Source organism: uncultured Photobacterium sp., from assembly GCF_947502415.1.
GTDB lineage: Bacteria > Pseudomonadota > Gammaproteobacteria > Enterobacterales > Vibrionaceae > Photobacterium.
In genome coordinates this window covers 273,952-293,634 of record NZ_CANMZV010000002.1, presented here as the reverse complement: position 1 = coordinate 293,634, position 19,683 = coordinate 273,952, and the positions used below count along the sequence as shown (strand labels likewise).

Sequence of the window (19,683 nt, the reverse complement as noted above, 5' to 3'; positions counted from 1 at the left end):
TAGGTTTAACCACACAAAATAAAACATTACTATTTTGCCAGTGAAGACGGTCCAGATGCTAATAATCATGAATAAAATACGGATTTTTTCCTTTTTCTTACTTTTTTTTGCAATCCAATCAGCCCATGGTGCCGAAATTATTACCCATGAGCCACCTTTTAACGATAACCAACACTCACAGGTGATTAAATACCGGCCACTGAAGAATGCAGCCAAGGCATGGAAAATCTGTGCTGTCTATCCGCACCTGAAAGATTCCTATTGGATTTCAATCAACTACGGCATGGTAGAACACGCCAAAGAGCTAGGCATTCAGCTTAAAGTACTAGAGGCTGGCGGCTACCCGAACCTGGACAAACAACAAACTCAACTTCAGGACTGCCAGCAATGGGAGGCCGATGCCATTATTCTCGGTACTGTCGACAGAATTGCATACAACGGCATTCTTTCCCGACTAACAGGCAATATTCCTGTTTTCGCCACAATTAACGATATCGACATGCACGATAAAGACATCAGCCAGAGTGTCTATGCAAGAGTCGGCGTCGATTGGTATGACATGGGCAAAGCGGCCGGTCAGTTCTTAGCCGAACGCCACCCTAAAGGCAGTGGCGTCGTTGATATTGCCTGGCTACCCGGGCCATCTCAGCGTGGCGGTACAAAACCGGTTACCCAGGGATTTCGTGATGCGATCAAAAACAGTGATATCAATATTGTCACTACGTTATGGGCAGACAACAGCAAAGAACTACAGCGCAACCTGATCCAACAACTCTTTGCAGATGAGACGCACCTGGATTATATCGTAGGCGGTGCTGTCGCGGCGGAAGTCGCTATCAGTGAACTTCGTGCCAATGACAAGCTCAATGAGATCAAGATTGTCTCGACCTACCTCAGTCACGGTGTGTACCGTGGATTACGCCGGGGACGGATCCTGTTCGCTCCGACCGACAAAATGGCGCAACAGGCAATGCTATCTCTGGATCAGGCAGTTCGCTACCTCGAGAGCAAACCACTAAAGCGTGATATTTCACCGAAAATCGAATGGCTGACTCCGAAGCATTTGCCTAGTACAGTAATTGCCGATTCACTGTCTCCGGCAGAATTCAGACCGGCATTCAGTGTCTATAATCATCAGGTTCAGCGTTGAACTGGTGCCTATTGACATAAATGTGAAGTAATTCACCATCAGAATATGACTAACGATTCATTAATGTTAGCTACCTTTGATTTCAACGCTTTGAGTTGTACATCGCAAACTGGCTTTGATATTAATGTGGGCCATTTTTTAGTTAGTCGTATCTGAGTGGAGCCCTGGATGCACGTAACGACCCGTACCATGCAAACCAGCAAGCACATTGCGCTGGTAGCACATGACAATTGCAAAACTGATCTTCTTCGCTGGGTGGCAGAGCACAAGGACAAGCTGCAAGGCCATACCCTGTACGCAACAGGTACAACCGGACATATTATTAGCCGTGAAACCGGCCTAAAGATGAACTGCCTGTTAAGCGGCCCAATGGGCGGCGACCAACAACTTGGCGCCCTGATTTCCGAAGGCAAAATCGATATGATGATTTTCTTCTGGGATCCACTCAACGCCGTACCGCATGATCCTGATGTAAAGGCACTGCTACGTATTTCAGCTGTATGGAATATACCGGTAGCAACCAACCGTGCAAGTGCGAATTTTATGATTTCTTCGCCAAAACTTACTGAAGAAGTGGATATCGAAATTCCAGATTACGAAGGCTACCTTGCCGAACGTCTGGATTAATTCTCCCCTCAATACCTGCCAAGCCCTCCCAAGCAGAGGGCTTTTTTACAACTTGCTATCGCCATTTCTCACTACTTGTCAGCCTAAAACCTGAATTTAGGCTTATGTTTATAACAAACCAAATAATGATCTCGGTTATCCAGTGGTGGCCTATGAAAGCGTGGAAACTGACCCGGCCAGAGGGACTCAACTACCTCAAACTTTCCCGAGCACAAAAACCTAACCCTGCCAATGATGAAGTGCTCATTCATGTTGCAGCTGTAGGGCTAAACCCTATGGATTACAAACTGGCAGCGTGGGGATTTGCAACCTGGCAGTATCCACAAATTATCGGATTAGATATCGCGGGAACTATCGCAACCGTCGGTAAAGATGTCACTCACCTAAAAGAAGGTGACCGTGTCGTCTGTTTTGCCGATCCCCGCACTGCCGGAGGGTTTGCTTATTACGCGACAGCCAAAGCTCATACTCTAACCCGAATTCCTGACCAAATTAGCTTTGAGCAAGCAGCCGCCCTTCCCTGCGCCGGATACAGCGCCTGGTTGGCGGTACACGACAAACTTGACGTTCAACCCGGACAACATATTGCCATTACCGGGGCAGGTGGAGGTGTCGGAGGCTTTGCCGTACAACTGGCTAGGCAAGCAGGGGCACATGTTTATGCTATTGCAGAGCAACGCCACCGACCACGCCTGCTGAACTATGGGGCTGAAGCTGTTATCGACCCAAGTCAGGATAATGTCGCGATGAGGATTTTAGACCTCACTGAGGCTCATCTGCTTCATGCCGTCATCGACTGTGTATCAGCCAAATCTGGCAGTATAATGAGTTCCCTCATCCGCTATAACGGTGAAATAGTCATGATTGCCGACCAATTTGACCATGTGCCGTTACTCGCTACAACCAAAGCACTCAGCCTGCATGAAGTGGCTCTGCACGGTACCTATGCCCATGGAGAGCCTGAGGATATTCACCACTTGGCCGATATTGGCAACACGTTAACAAACCTGGTCGCTGAAGGGAAACTTGACCCGATGATCGAGCAAGTACTGCCCTTCGACAAACTCGCCAAAGGGCTAAAAATACTGAAGCAGCAAAAACATAGTGGCAAACTGGTGGTCAGCACTAATCAATTCTGAATCCGGCTCTAAGCCCAACTCTTGGCCTGTCCCTAATTTTTGGCCGCTTTCACTCGTTTGATTTTATTCATCACCGGGTATTTTTCGTCAATCAGCTCATTAACAAACGGCGATGTTTTTTCCGGCTCAGCACACACCCACGCATGCTTTTTAGCTCGGGTTAAGGCAACATAAAAAAGACGACGCTCTTCAGCATCTCCGAAATGCTCACTTTTAGATTGCAGGCATGCAGCCAAACCTGTTTCACGATCCGGCGCCGGGAAAATGCCCTTATTCACATCCAGAATAAAGACATAATCCGCTTCACGTCCTTTGCTGGCATGGCAGGTCATAAAATTCAGACCAAGCTGTGGCCACTGTTTCTGCCAGGCTTTCAGTTTTTCAGGACGTTGGTTGTTATTACGGCCAAGCAACAACACAGAGGTCGACTGACTGTTCTGCGAAGCCAGTTGCACCAACTCCTGCTCCAGTAAATCCTGACACAATAAAGTCACGGCTTTGCGTTTTTGCTTCTTAAAGCTAGTAAGGTTTTTCTTCAGCTGTTGTGGGTTCTGCTGAATAAACGTATTGGCAACTTCACCAATCATACTGTTAAAGCGATAAGTTGTACCAAGCTCTGTGATATGGCTAGAGCCAAAACGAGATTCGAATCCCGTTGTCAGATTGACATCTGCACCAGCAAAGCGATAAATCGCCTGCCAGTCATCACCCACAGCAAACAAGGTTGGACGCGGCCCATTCTCCTGTTTGGGGCGACACAGCGCTTCAATCAATGCCAGTCGATGCGGTGAAATATCCTGATATTCGTCAACCATAATAAAGCACCACTCAGGTACATACTTACCCAGAGTTACATACTCGGTCGCCTTCTGGATCATACTGTTAAAGTCAATCTGCTTATTGGCTTTAAGGTATTGCTGGTAAGCACGATAACAAGGCCACAGCAATGCCAGCTCACTCTTCATTCTTGCCTTAGAGTGGCTATCACTGTCCTCAATGCTCTGGCTCAGTTCCGATTTCCCCGCGCTGCGCTGGCCCAACAATTCAATATGACGCCAAACCCAAGCCGCCAGCTGCTCGTTTCGGGCCTGCTTTTCCATCGAATTATCCGCCTTGAAGCCGGGAATTCGCCATTGGGTCAAATGTTTTTGCCAACGCTTGGCCGACGCAGATGCTTCCCATTGTTCTGTCAGCATAGAGGCAATCCAGTCTGCCCTCGCTTTCTCATCCAGAGCCAACGGCGAGACATTTGGCCTATCACATTCGACGGCCTGAATGATTTGCGTCCCCAGACTATGAAAAGTTGCTACCTTGATGTCGTTACTGACTTTCTGCCCCAGGCGTTCAGCCATCTCCTCAGCGGCCTTGCGACCAAAAGCCAACATCAAAATCTCTTTTGGCTGCACCTGATTAGCAACCAGATAACCGGCGCGAGCCACCAGCACGCTTGTTTTACCAGTTCCGGCACCAGCCAGCACCAGATTGTGATCCTGATTGATCAATACCGCTTCACGCTGAGACTCATTTAACGGAGATGATTCGAACTTATCAAACCATGATGACCACTTTTCGGATTCCTGACTCAGCCAGTTACGGTTAGTTTCGGCAACCCAATCGGAGTTATCATCAAGCCAAGATTCAAGCTTTTCAAAAGCCATAGGACGGAAAGAGGCAGCAAGCTCACGGGTCAATCCGGTTGAAGCAAGAGATAGTTCAAGAAACTGATTAAGCTTCAAATGATCAGAATTGCGTAAATACGTTGTCTGGCCGATAAAATCATCGATCCGGCTCAGCATCTCAGGTAAAGCGTCATCCAGCTTTTCCACCCGGCTCTGCGCCCAGTTTCGATAAGCATCCAATAAGATTCCGGCAAACTGTTTACACTGAAGCCAAGGCAATCCGTGAACCACCCAGCAATGTTCCTGATCAGCAGAAGTGATTTCCAGGCTCCCCCAGACAACGCCGCGATGGACAGTAATCGCCCCATCCCAATCATCAAAGGGAATTTCTTCTGTTTCAGTCTGACTATCTAAAATCAGGCAATGCTCACCTAATTCAATACTGCAATAATCACCCTGAACTAACCACTGTGCTAGCCAACCAGCTGTTAAACGCATACCGTCACCAAAGCTTCCAAATCAATAACATACCAACTCGAACTCATAATGAATGACCATGAGTTTCCAAGCGGTAGTAAGAGTAACAAGAACTGCTGTAAGGCCATAGCTTCAGAATGCCTATTTGAGTAAAATTTCTGCTAATAAATATATAAGTTACTTTTTTTATTGCACCTTATACCCTTTGCGACATGAACTTTGTTATCTTTAGCACTTAACCTAACTGACTGAGCCAACATGCAAAACAGCCGCTTAAAACTTGCTTTACGCCGCTATTGGGCGAATGACAGAATTAACTACAGTATTCGGGTTTTTATTGCCTTGGTCGGGATCACGCTTCCGTGCTGGTATTTAAATGCCACCACCGCAGTTACCCCTCTGGTCCTGGGGATCATCGCCTCGGCACTAGCCGAAACCGACGATAACTTAAGCGGACGCGTTAAAGCCCTGCTCATGACCCTCGCCTGTTTTCTGATCGCAGCGTTTTCGATAGAGATCCTGTTTGATTATCCGCTGCTATTTGCTATTGGCCTGTTTACTTCAACCTTTGGCTTCATCATGCTCGGTGCCATGGGGGCCCGCTACGCAAGTATCGCTTTTGCCTCGCTGCTACTGGCGGTCTATACCATGCTGGGAGCCAATAACAGCCCCAACCTCTGGTACCAGCCAATGCTGTTGATTGCCGGTGCATCCTGGTACGGCTTACTCTCCCTCAGCTGGCAACTCCTGTGGCCAAACCACCCGGTACAACAAAGTCTGGCTGCAGTTTTTTCCGAATTTGCCCACTACCTGGACAGCAAAAGCAAGCTGTTTGAACCGGTTTCCAATATGGTTCCTCAGCCCTTGCGCCTAGAAGCGGCCAGTCAAAATGCCCGTGTCGTGGCGGCCCTCAATACCGCCAAAGCAACCTTGTTGCATCGTGCCCGCCGCGGTCAACCTAATGAAACGGGCGACAAATTCCTGAAGATTTATTTCCTGGCACAAGATATCCACGAACGAGCGAGCTCTTCCCACTATCGCTATCAAGATTTAGCCGCTACCTTCCAGCGCAGCGATGTCCTTTTCCGCTTCCAGCGACTGTTAGAGAACCAGGCTAATGCGTGCCGCGAAATATCTCATGCTCTGGCCATGGGTAAACCCTATCGTCACGGAGCAAAAAGTGTCAAAGCCCTGGATGAATTACAGGAATCCTTGCTATACCTAAAAAATCAGCAAAACCCGCAATGGCGGACTTTCCTGATTCAGCTTGAATATCTTTTCAGTAACCTGGCGACGGTTGAACGCCAGCTATCGAATGTCAGTAACCCCGATGTTGCCCAAACAGGCAACGACATTGAACTGGCTGATACCGAAGCCCGAAGTATGAAAGAGCGCTGGCAGCGTATTACTGGTCAATTTAAGCCTGATTCAATGCTTTTCCGCCATGCATTGCGAATGGCCATCGCCCTGACTGTCGGGTATGGCTGTATCCATGCGCTGGAACTGGAACGCGGGTACTGGATCCTGCTCACCACACTCTTTGTCTGCCAGCCTAACTACAGTGCCACACGCCAAAAGCTGGTTCAGCGAGTACTGGGTACCCTCGGCGGCTTATTAGCAGGTATCCCCCTGCTTTATCTATTTCCCGGACAGGAAGGACAGCTGGTATTGATGGTGCTTGCCGGTGTTTTATTCTTTGCTTTCCGTACCGTTCGTTACGGATTGGCAACCACATTCATCACCCTGCTGGTTCTGTTCTGCTTCAACCAACTGGGTGAAGGTTACGCCGTGATATTGCCTCGCCTCGGCGACACCCTGATAGGTTGTTTACTTGCCGTACTGGCTGTTAGTTTCATTCTGCCTGACTGGCAGGCTAAACGCCTGCACAAGGTGATGGCATCCGCCATCAACGCCAACCGAGATTACCTTGGCCAGATCATCGGCCAGTACCGTATCGGCAAGAAAGACAGTCTGCACTACCGGATCACGCGTCGCGATGCTCACAATACGGATGCACAACTCAGTACTGCAATCAGCAATATGCTGGTAGAACCCGGCCGCTACCGGATGGCAACTGATGAATGCTTCCGTTTCCTGACATTAAACCACGCGATGCTGAGCTATATCTCTGCATTAGGGGCGCACCGAACACAACTTGACGACGACCGAACCCACCAGTTGGTATCACAGGCCCATCGTCAGATCCATACCCATCTGGATTGCCTGGCGGAGCAACTGGACGGTAACCAATGCTGTCATGCACCTGACTCCGATACTGAGCTTGAGCACCGCCTGGCCCAATGGCGCGATGAAGACTGCACTTCTGTACGGATGGTGCTACAGCAACTGCACCTGATCCAACGTATGTTGCCGGAATTACACTCTCTGGCAAACAAACTGGCAGCCAGAACTAAGACGACATCATAAATGATCATAGAAACGAAACGGCTTCGTATTCGACACCTGACGGAACAGGATGCAGCTTTTGCACTAAAGCTGTATAACACCGCACCTTTCCTGAGGTTTGTCGGCGATAAATCGCTAACTACCGAAGAACAAGCCCGAAAATACCTTCTGGATGGGCCTATCAAAATGTATCAAACAAATGGGATCGGGCTTTATCTGGTAGAACTGAAAAGATGCAACAGCCCAATAGGTATTTGTGGCCTGATTAAACGCGACACTCTGAATGATATTGATATTGGCTATGGCTTCCTGCCAGATTATTTTAAGCAGGGCTACGGGTATGAGTCAGCACGGGCGGTAATGACCTTCGGGAAAAATGAGCTCGAACTGGATAAACTAGTTGCGATTACCACCTCCGACAACACCAACTGCATCAAATTACTTTCGCGCCTTGGCCTGCGTTTTGTCCAAAATATTGAAGAACCCAAAAACCAGCCCGCTTTAGGACTGTATGAGATCACCTTCGAAACATAAGACTTAGCTAACTGAAGTGGCGGTCAAGCAACCCCTGACACAATAAAGCCCACCATGATTACTCATGGTGGGCTTTTCTATTCAACCTAAAGATGAATTAGTGAGTCATTTCCAGTTTCAGACTGGCACCCTGACTTGATGGTTCGCTCACAGCAGTAACATACTGCCAACCCGGTTGCGGGTTATTGATGGTCATCGACTCTTTGTTGCCAGCATTGGTTGATTTGACAGAGTAGTTGTTGCTTTCTGCCCAACCGTACGGACTGTAGTAAAGGTCAATATTTCCTTCACCATGATCACTATTGATGTCAATACGTGTTACATCATCATTCACATAGAAATAGTAATACGCCTTACCATTGCTCACACAAACAGTCTCACCGTAGTTAACCTGACCGTAACCATAAGGTCCCTGGATCTTACAGCTGTCAGAAACAATGCTAGTACTTGGTGTTTTACCAGCAAGCGGGGTATCGTCACTCTGAACTGTTAGCAACCAGTTGTACCATTGGTTATCCAATGAATAACCAATAGATGTATTGATGTAATTTAACCAGCCATCTACATCACCGGCACGAGCATATTCCATCAACTGATCAACCATTTCCGGCGCTTCTTCAAACATGAAGCGAACAGCCAGATAACCCCAACGATAAATTCGTTCTTGACCACTAGTATAATTGTTATTCAAAACTTCACTAAAGCTGTAGCTGCGTTGGCGAGCAAACTCGATAGCTTCGTCATAACGATTCTGGTGAGAAATATATTCTGCCAGACCTTCTGACCACCAAACAGACTTACCAGTGTCAGTTGGGAAATAATTGAACGCACCGTACATGTTGTAACGCCCATCTAGATAGTGGATATACTCATGTCGTAAATTCCACACCAGAATATCATCAAGCCATGTCGCTTCGTGAGCAATAAAGCGAGCCTGGTTGCCTTCAACAGATGGATCACCTTCAAGATACATACCGCCATTATCAGTACTGATCCCGAACAAAGTACCGGCATAGTTTCTGTAATCATCGGCAGAATCGAAGATATTCACTTCAAGATTAGTATTGAAGTCATCATTGACTGGTTGATTGCCTGTTTTTAGTACTTTATGGAATAACGTTTCTTCAACTGCAAGCAAATCACAGGATTGTTGCAACTCCGACTGTGTCATATTCTGAGCACGAATTTTAATCGTATCGCTGCAAGAGTGGTGAATACTCAATACCTGATTTGCCAGACCTTCTTTCCAACCACAGATATTAAATTTCTCACATTCACCCGGATTATAATAATCCAGCTGACCGGCAGCGGCTGCCCAAGGTTTAGAATAACGCTCAAAGTGGGACATAAAGCCAACAATGCCATTATTGATTTCGTCTCTAAACTCGTCGGACAATTTCCAGTATCGCTGGTATTCCAAGAATCGCGCATACTCTTTCATTGCATCAGTGGCTTCATAGCTGTAATCAGAATTATAAATATATTCTGAATTCATAACTTTCAATAATGCCTTACGAAGCTCAACATGTTGCTCAGCCACTTTAGTATAAGTTGCATCCCAGCTAGCGCGATATAACACAGTCAACGCACTGGTCAGTGCATTACGGTGACCCCAGTCTTCCAGGTGAGCCGGGCTGAATTCATTCAGATAACGGGTAAGAACATCGATGCTCTGGAGATAATTCTTGCTACTATCCCATGCAGTAAAATACTCGGTTAAAGTATTCCCCTGCATTTGATTCACTTCTGAAAAATGGGGATTTTGACGATATGCTTCAAGCAAAGGAAGTATAGCTTGATTAGTACTCTTGTCCTGATAGGTCAGCTGATCATTATTGTACTCAACATAATATGCGCCACGAAGATAATAAAACAAGTTGTACAAATCATCGCCATTTGCCGAGTCGTATGTTTGTACAATTGTTTTTGCTCGTTGGGCAATATCTACAACATTAGCTGCCTGATAGGTATTAACGGCAACGGCATCATTCCGACGCATTAACTCGCCAATACATTCGCCTGATGTGTCTTTAATATAATTAAACAATGCCTCACCGGACAAAGAAGCGAACTGATTATAATCAGGACAACGGTCAGCATCAGCAAAATCCATCAAGGATCTCACTGTAACCGGAGAATGCTCCTGTAATTCTGCCTCTGTTGGCGCAGCAATAGTTATCGGTGCCATGATCTTATCAGCTGCCTGAGCAGCTTTCGCCGGCATATTCTTATCAAAGTTAATAACACCTGTAGGTGGTAGTGGGTCCTGATTCTCTGCAGCATTAACGAAAACTGGACTGCTAGCTAATAAGGAAGTTATCAAAATAGATAACCCTTTTTTTGCAATAGCCATACTGATTCCTTTTCTTGATTATTATTTTACAAACAGATCTCACCCTCACGACTTATCTCGTGATTAGCGATCATTTCTAATTTCTGTTGTGCAGCTTCTATAGCAAAGAAATTATATTTCTCACTCTACAATATATTTGAGACACAAATCACTTGTATCATTTATAAGTTCAAGTCGAGTTTTGATTTTTTGAGCTTTGTTCCACCAAATGAATAATTCATCAAATTTTTGTGTTGGTTTTAGTAACAAAGGCATATTTTAAGACTACTATTTATCCATTTATATAGACAATAATATTTTCCACTTCGAAAAGAATCGTAATTTAATAAAAACAACAACGTCATAATTAGGACACCCCTAACCTTTCCTGCCATTATATTGACATGATGATTATCATATTTTTTGGGTATATTGGTAATAGCGAAGATAAAACAGTGATGTTAGATGTAAATTTTGGAAGTTACTTAATTGCACAATCGCAATGATGCTAGAAGTGTTCGATATAAAAATGAAGCCAACAACAAAAAACGAGTCATTGGCTTTAATTTAAAGGCTGGAATATATGATCAACTTGCTATAAGTGCCTGTACCTTTTTCTGCAGGTGGTTTGCAGAAACATCGTCGGGAGCTATAGCCTTGTCCGCCACTATTTCTATTTTAGACCAGAAACGGGTCGGCAATGTAGTAAATGCTCGTCCTTTACAATGACTGAAAAATGAGCCCCAAACACCTTTCAGCCCCAATGGAACAACAGGAACTGGGTTGCGACTGATGATCTTTTCAATCCCTTTCTTGAATTCATTCAATTCACCCGTTTTGGTTAACTTACCTTCAGGAAAAATACAGACAATTTCCCCAGCAGCCAGCTCTTCACTAATCTTATCGAACGCCTGTTTATAGATTTTCGGCGACTTACCTTGAGCACAAATAGGAATGGTTTTCGCCCATTTAAAGAAAAACTTAACCAACGGGATATTAGCAATCTCTTTGTCCATCACAAACCGAACCGGGCGACGACATGAACCTGCTATCAACAATGCATCGACATAACTCACATGGTTGCAAACCAGTACTGCCGCTCCCTGCTCAGGTATATTATCCAAATCCTTATGGTTGATACGGTATACAGTATGGCTCAACAACCAGATCACAAAGCGTAATAAGAACTCATGGACTTGTGAGAATACATAAATAGCCACCAGAGCATTAACAATAGATACCGTTAGAAATAGCTCCAATATCGTGAAATCAAATACATTAAGTAACAAAACAGCAGTGGCAGCACTCAACACCATAAACAGAGCATTCATGACATTATTAGCAGCGATTGTCTGTGCCCGGATCTTAGCTTCACTACGCTGCTGAATTAAGGCGTTTAGCGGCACCACAAATACTCCACCAAAGGCACTCACCAAAGCTAAATCAACTAACAAACGTATATTCTCGCTAACAGCTAAAAATGCTAACACCGCAATATTCGTTTCAACTGCCACCTGCTGACAGGCAAAATATAGGTCTATACCAAAAACACTAATACCGCAGGCACCAATAGGAATAATGCCCAGCTCGATTTTCCCACCAGACAGCTTTTCACAAATCAATGACCCAATCGCAATACCGATAGAGAAAACAGTCAGTAGCAAAGTCACCAATTGTGGGTTGCCCCCCAAATAATCACGGGCAAAATGCGGTAATTGAGTCAGATAAGTAGCCCCAACAAACCAGAACCAGCTAATAGCCAGTATAGAAAGGAAGATTGTTTTGTTTTTCCTTGCGTTACGAATCGTTTTCACAAGCTGAGAGAACGGGTTCCAATTAACAGACAATGTTGAGTCATTAGCTTTAGCATGTGGGATTGAGCGACTAGCCAGATATCCCATCATGGACAGAGCTAAAACCGATATGGCAATCCATAGCATCGAATGCTCAACACTAAACAGAAGTCCGGCAGCCACAGTTCCGCCTAAAATAGCCACAAAAGTACCCATTTCGACTATCGCATTACCGCCGACCAGCTCTTCCTCTACAAGATGCTGCGGCATCAGGGAAAACTTCACAGGTCCAAAAAGCGCCGATTGTGCACCCATCAGAAATAAAACCACCAGTAAACAGGGCACAAAATTAAACCATAGTGCAACGGCTCCAACAGATGTGATAACCATTTCAGCCAATTTTATTTTACGGATAAGCGCAGATTTTTCGTATTTGTCAGCCAGTTGTCCACCGATGGGGGAAAGCAGGAAAAAAGGCAGAATAAACAACCCGGCAGCCAGGTTGATCAGTGTGGTACTTGACTCCTGGGTATAGAGCCCTGAAAAAGCGATGAATAGTAACAAGACATTCTTAAACAAATTGTCATTGAATGCACCTAGCCCCTGAGTAATAAAAAAGGGCAAAAACCGCTTTGTTCCCAGCAACGAAAACTGATTCATAACCTTCCCTCGTCGAATGTATGTGTCAAATTGAGTTGATGTAAATACACTACACCACAATCGAACACTGTACAATTGCATTTTCGAGTTAATTTGTTTTCTAGTGTTAAATCAACAAATTGATGTTACGAAAGTAACCACTAGCTCGATAAGATAAGGTGGGAGAATAAAAACGAAAAAGCCGCAACATCTGCCGCGGCTCTTGAATAAATATTACTTACACACGCGTTTCATCAAAGGTTTCTTGCAAAGCGAACTTCAAGTCCGTTTCTGCCTGCTCCAATGCCTTACCGGCCTGCTGTCGTTTGATACGCCCTTCTTTGACATGGCTAAGTGTGTTTTTCAATGTCTCGATCATCAGCTGATTCACCGTCTGCAATGACTCGATGTCCAGGATGCCACGTTGATAGTTTTCTGAAATCTGCTCTTCGAGTGCCTTAAGCTTCTCAGCATTACGAATGTATTGCTTGTTAGTGTAATCCTTGACTGCACGGGTAACCTTCAGCGCCTTTTCTTTCTCAAAGTTAGAGATAGCAATCAGGAACTGCCGCTTCCAGAGCGGCAACGTGTTATGAATAATATCCTGGATATCTTCCATCAACATCTTATTACCTTCCTGCGACAACCGGATCTGCGGGGCTGTCTGGATCGCGGCCATCCGGGCAAGACTCAGGTTATGAATCCTTTTTTCAAGCCGGGACATAACCTGAAGCGCATCTCTAAATGCCTGGCTATCCAACGGATCGACACTTTGATCCGCTTTCTCCTTAAGCTCAATAAGCTCGACATTTTTCAGCTTTTCAAGACGATGGTTTCCAGCGTGAATATAGATATCGAGCTGATGCAACAAAGCCAGGTTTTCATCATATAGCCCGTCAAGCTGATGGATATCTTGAACTAACTTGACCTCTTGTGCTTCCAGCTTATTGGCTAGCTCATCCAGCAGGGCTTTAATCGTATCGAATCCTTTGACAAACTTACCAAACGAGTGAAACAACTCACCAATCAACGGTAGGCGCGACAAAAAACTTTCCTTACCAAGCTCATCAAACTGCGAGCTGCTCATGTTGGTAACCATGGCATGTAGAATATCGCCGGCATCCCCAGTATCTTTGGCCCTGACATCAGCCAACACCCGATCTGAGAAAGCCGTAATACTTTGTAGTGCTTCTTTACCAAAAACCAAGGTCGAAACCGTATCAAACGGGTTAAGCTGCTCTGACAATGCTATCGCCTTCTGCCGTTCAGCCTCACTCAACCGCACTTCAATAGCAATTGATGATTCTTGCGTCATAACATTCCTTCTTCACTATAATTTGGAAAAGCTTGCCACAGTTTTTTAAAATGGCGGCTAAATTCTTGAACATGGCGGCTATCGTCGGTTAAAGTCAAATCTTCAGAATTAAACTGGGAGGCACTACGAGTCCAGTTGAAACTCCCGTTGCTCATGCGGGCACCATCAAAAATTGCGAACTTATGATGCATATGATAACGAGTATCATCAATTTTGACGGCGATCCCTTTACAGGCCAAATATTCAATATCACAACCAACATCATTGGTTTTGTCGTTATCTGTAATGATTCTAACCGTCACTCCCCGCTTGTGGGCATTAAGGATCGCCTCAGTCAGGTAATCATCCGCAATAGTAAAAACGCAGATATCGACAGATTTCATAGCACGCTTCAGCTGATGTTTGATCCCGTTTAAGCAGCTATTTCCCGGAGAAAACCAAGACTCTGCAACAACCTCACTACTTCCGCCACGGGCCTTATCGATCTGCTTTATCACCTGCTCAAGCCATTTCACCGCCAGCAGCCCGTCACCGCCTTCTCTCAACGTTTGCTGCACCAATCCGAAACTTTTATTACGTAAATACGACAATTCTTCAGCCTTGAATTCAGCTATCGAAAGCTCGTTGGCCAATTCACAACGTTCACTGTTATCTAACCTGAAATCGTCAATGCTCTGAGTTAACAACTCCTGAACTTCAAATTTTGTCATTATCAGCCTCCTTGCCAGATAAAGCTTTACTGCCCTGTGTTAAGTTTTGCGCAACTCTGGTTACACTCTGGTTCAATGCCACCATCTGCTGAACCATCTGTCCGGCGCGATCTTCCGAGTCACCCACCTGCTGCTTGCGCTGATATCCATCCTTAATTGACTGCCAACGCTGACACTGTGACTGAGTCATAGCTCCTCGGATTTCAGCCAGTTTAAGTAGGTTTTCTTCAGTACCAGCCGTCAAGGTCTGTGCTTCGCCCTGATAATGATCCTGAAGCAACGTCTGGAGCTCGTCATCCGTCATTACCGGTGATATTTTCTCACCCAGTTTATTCATATTCCGGTAGGAGCCCTGCAACTTAAATGGTGGCTCTACCCTATATTCGTCTGCCATTGCGGCTGAAGCAATGTATTGCTGGTTCACCTTCAATACTGTCTGCTGGACCTTTATCAACTTATCCAGCGTCGCAACAATCTCGTTCGCTTCGGTAGCAGAATACGGATGGCTCAAATCGCTTAATGCAACTTCTTCGCCGTTTGCCATCGCAATCAATTTATAAAGGTCATCTAAATTACGGGTCGCTAAAGGTGCAAGAATCGGATTGGACGTCAGCGAATTCTCAATAAACGACAGCTCAAAAGCCGCCCTCTGATCAGACAGCATGTCACCCAAATTGTAGATATCAGCACGGTTAGCCAGCATATCAGGGATCTTGAACACATCACCCGATTCGGTATACGGGTTACCGGCCATGACCACAGCAAACTTCTTACCCCGCATATCATATGTTTTGGTTTTACCTTTCCAGCTACCTTCGACTCTTCGGGTACCATCACACAGCGAGATAAACTTCTGCAGGAACTCCGGATTGGTATGCTGAATATCATCAAGGTAAAGCAAAACGTTATTACCCATCTCAAATGCCAGGTTGATTTTCTCTATTTCCCTGGCAGCATTTTGATCCGGTGCATCCTGTGGGTCGAGCGATGTCACTTCATGGCCAATCGACGGGCCATTAATCTTCATAAAGACCAAACCCAACTTATGGGCTACGTATTCAATCAATGTCGTCTTACCGTAACCCGGAGGAGAAATTAGCAACAGCATTCCCATTAGGTCTGTACGCTTATTATCACCAAGCGCTCCCATTTGCTTCGCAAGGTTATCGCCAATCAACGGTAAGTAACTCTCACTGATTAATTTGTTACGCACAAATGAAGTCAGCGGTCTAGGTTTGAACTCACCCAGGCGAAGCCCCTGTTTAACATCCTCAAGTAAAAGCGCTCTTTGCTTGAGGTAGGCATCATAATTTGGAATGGTATGTGTGTCGTGATATTGGCAACGTTGCAGGAACTCATCCAGGGTCAGTGTAAGTTCCCCGCCACTTATCTTCGGATGATCGCCAAGCAAACCACTGGCTGTCACCTGCAACGAAAAATCAACCGCGTTTAGAGTCACCTTTGCATTATCACGAATTGTTGCTAATGCCGCCGCTTCAGTAACAAAAGCCAGTCCCTGTCTTTGGTGCTTGCTGTAGGCTTCCAGCCACTGCAGATGATCGGAAAATGCAGCTGCCAGACACTCAGACTCAACGCTTTCAGGCTGCCAGCCTAAGCTACGGCGAAAAGCCAAATAAACATCACAAAGCTCTATCGCATCGCGGCTTACTTCTGCCTGTAATGCCGTTTTCCCAAGCAACCGAATAACATAGTCGGCGCATCGCTCCTGCTCACACCGGACGTATTGCGGCAATTGTTCTGCCAGTGCCTCTTTCAGGCTATCAAATGCCGTATTCAATGACAGGTGCTCTTTCATCAACAAGGCATTTCTGGCTTGTTTCCGCCAGCGCTCTATCGCTTCATCACCAAAGGCAGCCAGACACAATAACGCATTGGCCCGCGATGCCTGATCAAACCGCAGCAGTCCAGCCTGCTGATAACATGGAAGCAAAACCGCAAGTAATTGCTCAGCATCATGATCATGCACCCCTTTCACGTACCCTTCTCGGTAGCGCGGGGCAGCATAAACCTGAATCAATTTAAGCAGGCCATTTTCTTTATGTGCCCGGTACAATCCATCCAGAGACAGGTTTTCCTGCTGCTGTTGCGCCGCCCTCAATACGCTATAAGCCAGATATTCAGCCCGATATACCTTTTCCGTTTCAGATGCGACATCCAAGCTGGCAAATGCCTGCAACTCAAGAAATGTCTGTTCCGTAACTGGCTCATAATAGTCTGTTCCTGAAATATGTAGGCTTAGATTGTCAGCATGTTCAACCAAACTCAGATCCAGTGCCTGTTGGTTCACACTGAATTTATGCTTACCCAGGCGCAGAACTTTCCCGCCCTGCTCAAAAATATCCTGGTTATCCCTCAGAGCACGCAGTGCCTGATCCTGAGCAGCCTTAATCCGACTATCGATAGCATCAGCCTTAACACTATCCCCCAGTTCACGGATCGACTTAGATAACTGGTGTAACTTCTGCACCATATTATCTGTGGCAAAAAAGCTATTTAATGCCGCAACATCTTCAAACCGCGCCACTCGCTTTTCAATACTTTTGAATGTGACATCTGCGGCCTGATTCAGGTTCTGAACCCTGCGTTGCTGCACCGAAATTAACTGCTGCTTATGCCCTTCCAACGTCGATTGAATTTCATCGCGCTTGGTGTAAATCTCCGCCAAAAACTCATCAAAGTCGGCAAATCGTGATTCCAGCTTTTCCAACTGACCAATCAGCTTAGCTAGCTGCTCATCACACTGCTCCGGTGTCTGTGCCTGCTCCATCGCACTGTTAACCGCCTGAGCCAATAGCTTGAACTGCGAACTGAATTCCGCTTTAGCCTCGCCTCCCCGTAAAACCTGGTATTTCTGCCGGAGCCTTGCCGACAAAGCATTTAGCTTCGCCGTCACTTCCGTTGTCAGATCAAGGATCCGGGTAGCCAGAGTCGGATCGTCTGTATCAATGTCTGCCACTTCTTCCGACACCAATGCCAGATCTGTTCGTACCTTATCTGCACGCTGCTGTAACAATGCAAGATCCGTAGTTTTATCGACGGATTGCAATTGATCATCTATCGCAGCAATATCCTGTTTGTAAGGACGGTAAGCTTTTTCATCCTGCAACAAGCCAAGCAAGACCTGATTAAGTGTATCCCGTTGTTCTGCAAGCAATGCCTGCATCTCTAGAACAGGATTTTCCGGCATATAACGATGTTGGCGCAATGCCATTACATTACCAACTTCAGCCTTAACCTGAGCCAGCAATCCCAACAAGGTGCTTGCTTCATCTCGCGGGGCCAGTTTCAGCGTTCCCACCAGCCCATCAACTTTTTCCTGCTGCTGAGCCAAAGCGGACTCAGCATGCAACTGTAGCTGGCGAACCTTGGCAAATTCATCGATGATCAGATCCGCAGTCGCCATTAACAGATTAACCGCATCACCAAGCCCGAGCGCCGCGTCATTATCCAACCAGTCATAATGATCCAGTGTGGTCTGACAGGTTTTAAGCAACGACTCATAAACCGCCTGACTCACCTCATCCGTCTGGGACAGCTGACAAATCGACAATAAAGAAGACAACGCACGAACTAATTCGGCATTACCTTGGTTTGCCAAAAACGTATCAGCTCCCTGACGGTCTTTCTTGGCATAATGTTCAGCATCTGTAAAAGGGGTTTGCCAGATGCGCAATGGATGAATTGTTGCCGCCTCGGCATTTTCCGAAACGCGGAACATAAGCATGCGCCCGTCCGGATACAAACTGTAGCCATGGCTATGCATCGGTGAAGAAAATGACTTCTCAATCAGGTTATAGGTATAAATTACATACGAACCTTTTTCGACATCAAAGAAGAAGTAGAGCAAGTCCTCCCCGTTTGGCGATGTTACCTGCTTAAAAAACTGAAGTCCCTGCCAAGGCTCATCAAAACGCTTACTCTCGCCATTTGCCAGTACATAACCATGGGAATAGAGAATACCGTGATCTTCCGGCAAAACTTTAGCACTGACGCCAATGGCATCGGCTCTAACAACCTGCTGATTTAATGAGTTATAAATAAAGTAACGCGAGAGCTTTTCACGATTCGGCAGCATTTTTAGCAGAATCAACTCACCAAGCTCGGCATAAGCAATTTCTGCATCAGCGATAGTTTGATAAGCATCATCAACAGGTTCAGCATAAATGCCATAACCTTCATCGGTGTTGTTCTCGACTTTAATCGTCAAATCGCCACCGACACATTGCACGAACAACCGATCCTGAATCGACACATGGGGATACTCACCATTAATATGGTTATCACGAGTTGTTTCTACCCACTCAAAATCATGCTGACGAGCCGCCGATAGTTCCCGCTGCCCCTGGGCATCCAGATAGCGCACTGCTTCTTTGCCAATTTCAAACCGGAAAACTTTTCTGTCTTCTGCCCGCATCCCGATTTGAAATGCCAGATACAAAATATTCTCACGACGGCAGATCTGCGATAGCCGAGCATCTTTGTAATAGGTAAAAAGCTCGGTAAATTCGTGGGTAAACTGGGAGTCGGAGAGGAAGGAGCCTTCCAGGCCTACAGGCTCTATTCGATAGGTATCTTCGTTATTCGAAAGGTTATACAGGCCAAAAACATCACTCAAATCTGGTGTCGCTTTCAGGCCCATGTAGACCTGATAGCCAAACAACAATTGGCCATTAACTTGGGCCATATCGACCGGAATACAACGGGTATCCGTCTGTACATTGGCCTTTCCTGTCAGCGAAAAATCACTGCCGCCAAACGTTTCCTGCCTTTTTTGGTTAAACGCCTGTGCCAGCGCTTTTAGATCTTCACTTTGCTGAGAAAGCCGGGACTTAAGTACTTCATATGCCCCCCCCTCACTCACCGCTTTGTCGATCGCAGTATCAATTGTTTCTGTCACTTTGCTCAATCCTTGAAAACACTC

Annotated in this window: 11 protein-coding genes; 5 read left to right on the top strand and 6 right to left on the bottom strand. The window is 45.9% G+C overall.

The window, feature by feature from the left end; translation table 11 throughout:
• Nucleotides 1-67 precede the first annotated feature (67 nt).
• The 3 genes from torT to Q0852_RS03685 all read left to right on the top strand — a co-directional run bounded on the left by torT (nucleotide 68) and on the right by Q0852_RS03685 (nucleotide 2,916).
• Nucleotides 68-1,150, top strand: a complete 1,083-nt coding sequence (gene torT / locus Q0852_RS03695) for a TMAO reductase system periplasmic protein TorT (RefSeq protein ID WP_299014003.1) — start codon at nucleotides 68-70, stop codon at nucleotides 1,148-1,150.
• A 168-nt stretch (nucleotides 1,151-1,318) separates the two neighbouring features.
• Complete coding sequence (locus Q0852_RS03690; protein ID WP_299014000.1) at nucleotides 1,319-1,777, top strand: methylglyoxal synthase; 459 nt, start codon at nucleotides 1,319-1,321, stop codon at nucleotides 1,775-1,777.
• 152 nt (nucleotides 1,778-1,929) lie between these two features.
• Nucleotides 1,930-2,916 carry a zinc-binding dehydrogenase gene (locus Q0852_RS03685; protein WP_299013997.1) on the top strand — a complete coding sequence of 329 codons (987 nt, stop codon included), beginning with the start codon at nucleotides 1,930-1,932 and terminating at the stop codon, nucleotides 2,914-2,916.
• Between the two features lie 32 nt (nucleotides 2,917-2,948).
• Here Q0852_RS03685 and helD read toward each other — a convergent pair whose 3' ends face one another.
• Nucleotides 2,949-5,033 (bottom strand): DNA helicase IV, encoded by a 2,085-nt coding sequence (gene helD / locus Q0852_RS03680; RefSeq protein WP_299013995.1) that lies wholly within the window; start codon nucleotides 5,031-5,033, stop codon nucleotides 2,949-2,951.
• 237 nt (nucleotides 5,034-5,270) lie between these two features.
• On the opposite strand from helD, the gene yccS reads away from it, so the two are divergent.
• The gene (gene yccS, locus Q0852_RS03675; protein ID WP_299013992.1) at nucleotides 5,271-7,439 is read left to right on the top strand and encodes a YccS family putative transporter; all 2,169 of its coding nucleotides are present in this window, start codon (nucleotides 5,271-5,273) and stop codon (nucleotides 7,437-7,439) included.
• Entirely contained in the window at nucleotides 7,440-7,952 is a 513-nt protein-coding gene (locus Q0852_RS03670) for a GNAT family N-acetyltransferase (RefSeq protein WP_299013991.1), read from the top strand.
• Nucleotides 7,953-8,049: 97 nt separating this feature from the next.
• Here Q0852_RS03670 and Q0852_RS03665 read toward each other — a convergent pair whose 3' ends face one another.
• The 5 genes from Q0852_RS03665 to Q0852_RS03645 all read right to left on the bottom strand — a co-directional run bounded on the left by Q0852_RS03665 (nucleotide 8,050) and on the right by Q0852_RS03645 (nucleotide 19,659).
• Entirely contained in the window at nucleotides 8,050-10,305 is a 2,256-nt protein-coding gene (locus Q0852_RS03665; RefSeq protein ID WP_299013988.1) for a M9 family metallopeptidase, read from the bottom strand.
• 566 nt (nucleotides 10,306-10,871) lie between these two features.
• Nucleotides 10,872-12,737, bottom strand: coding sequence for an MFS transporter (locus Q0852_RS03660; protein WP_299013985.1), 1,866 nt, complete (start codon nucleotides 12,735-12,737; stop codon nucleotides 10,872-10,874).
• Between the two features lie 217 nt (nucleotides 12,738-12,954).
• Nucleotides 12,955-14,031, bottom strand: coding sequence for a toxic anion resistance protein (locus Q0852_RS03655; RefSeq protein WP_299013982.1), 1,077 nt, complete (start codon nucleotides 14,029-14,031; stop codon nucleotides 12,955-12,957).
• Entirely contained in the window at nucleotides 14,028-14,741 is a 714-nt protein-coding gene (locus Q0852_RS03650; protein ID WP_299013979.1) for a phospholipase D-like domain-containing protein, read from the bottom strand. The genes Q0852_RS03655 and Q0852_RS03650 overlap by 4 nt, the downstream gene beginning before the upstream one ends.
• Nucleotides 14,728-19,659 (bottom strand): DNA repair ATPase, encoded by a 4,932-nt coding sequence (locus Q0852_RS03645; RefSeq protein ID WP_299013976.1) that lies wholly within the window; start codon nucleotides 19,657-19,659, stop codon nucleotides 14,728-14,730. The genes Q0852_RS03650 and Q0852_RS03645 overlap by 14 nt, the downstream gene beginning before the upstream one ends.
• Nucleotides 19,660-19,683 lie beyond the last annotated feature (24 nt).

What these genes read in the sequence shown, in the direction of transcription:
- Q0852_RS03685 (WP_299013997.1), top strand. Translation starts at nt 1,930, where the DNA reads ATGAAAGCGTGGAAACTGACCCGGCCAGAGGGACTCAACTACCTCAAA.
- torT (WP_299014003.1), top strand. Translation starts at nt 68, where the DNA reads ATGAATAAAATACGGATTTTTTCCTTTTTCTTACTTTTTTTTGCAATC.
- yccS (WP_299013992.1), top strand. Translation starts at nt 5,271, where the DNA reads ATGCAAAACAGCCGCTTAAAACTTGCTTTACGCCGCTATTGGGCGAAT.
- Q0852_RS03690 (WP_299014000.1), top strand. Translation starts at nt 1,319, where the DNA reads ATGCACGTAACGACCCGTACCATGCAAACCAGCAAGCACATTGCGCTG.
- Q0852_RS03670 (WP_299013991.1), top strand. Translation starts at nt 7,440, where the DNA reads ATGATCATAGAAACGAAACGGCTTCGTATTCGACACCTGACGGAACAG.
- Q0852_RS03665 (WP_299013988.1), bottom strand. Translation starts at nt 10,305, where the DNA reads ATGGCTATTGCAAAAAAAGGGTTATCTATTTTGATAACTTCCTTATTA.
- Q0852_RS03655 (WP_299013982.1), bottom strand. Translation starts at nt 14,031, where the DNA reads ATGACGCAAGAATCATCAATTGCTATTGAAGTGCGGTTGAGTGAGGCT.
- Q0852_RS03650 (WP_299013979.1), bottom strand. Translation starts at nt 14,741, where the DNA reads ATGACAAAATTTGAAGTTCAGGAGTTGTTAACTCAGAGCATTGACGAT.
- helD (WP_299013995.1), bottom strand. Translation starts at nt 5,033, where the DNA reads ATGCGTTTAACAGCTGGTTGGCTAGCACAGTGGTTAGTTCAGGGTGAT.
- Q0852_RS03660 (WP_299013985.1), bottom strand. Translation starts at nt 12,737, where the DNA reads ATGAATCAGTTTTCGTTGCTGGGAACAAAGCGGTTTTTGCCCTTTTTT.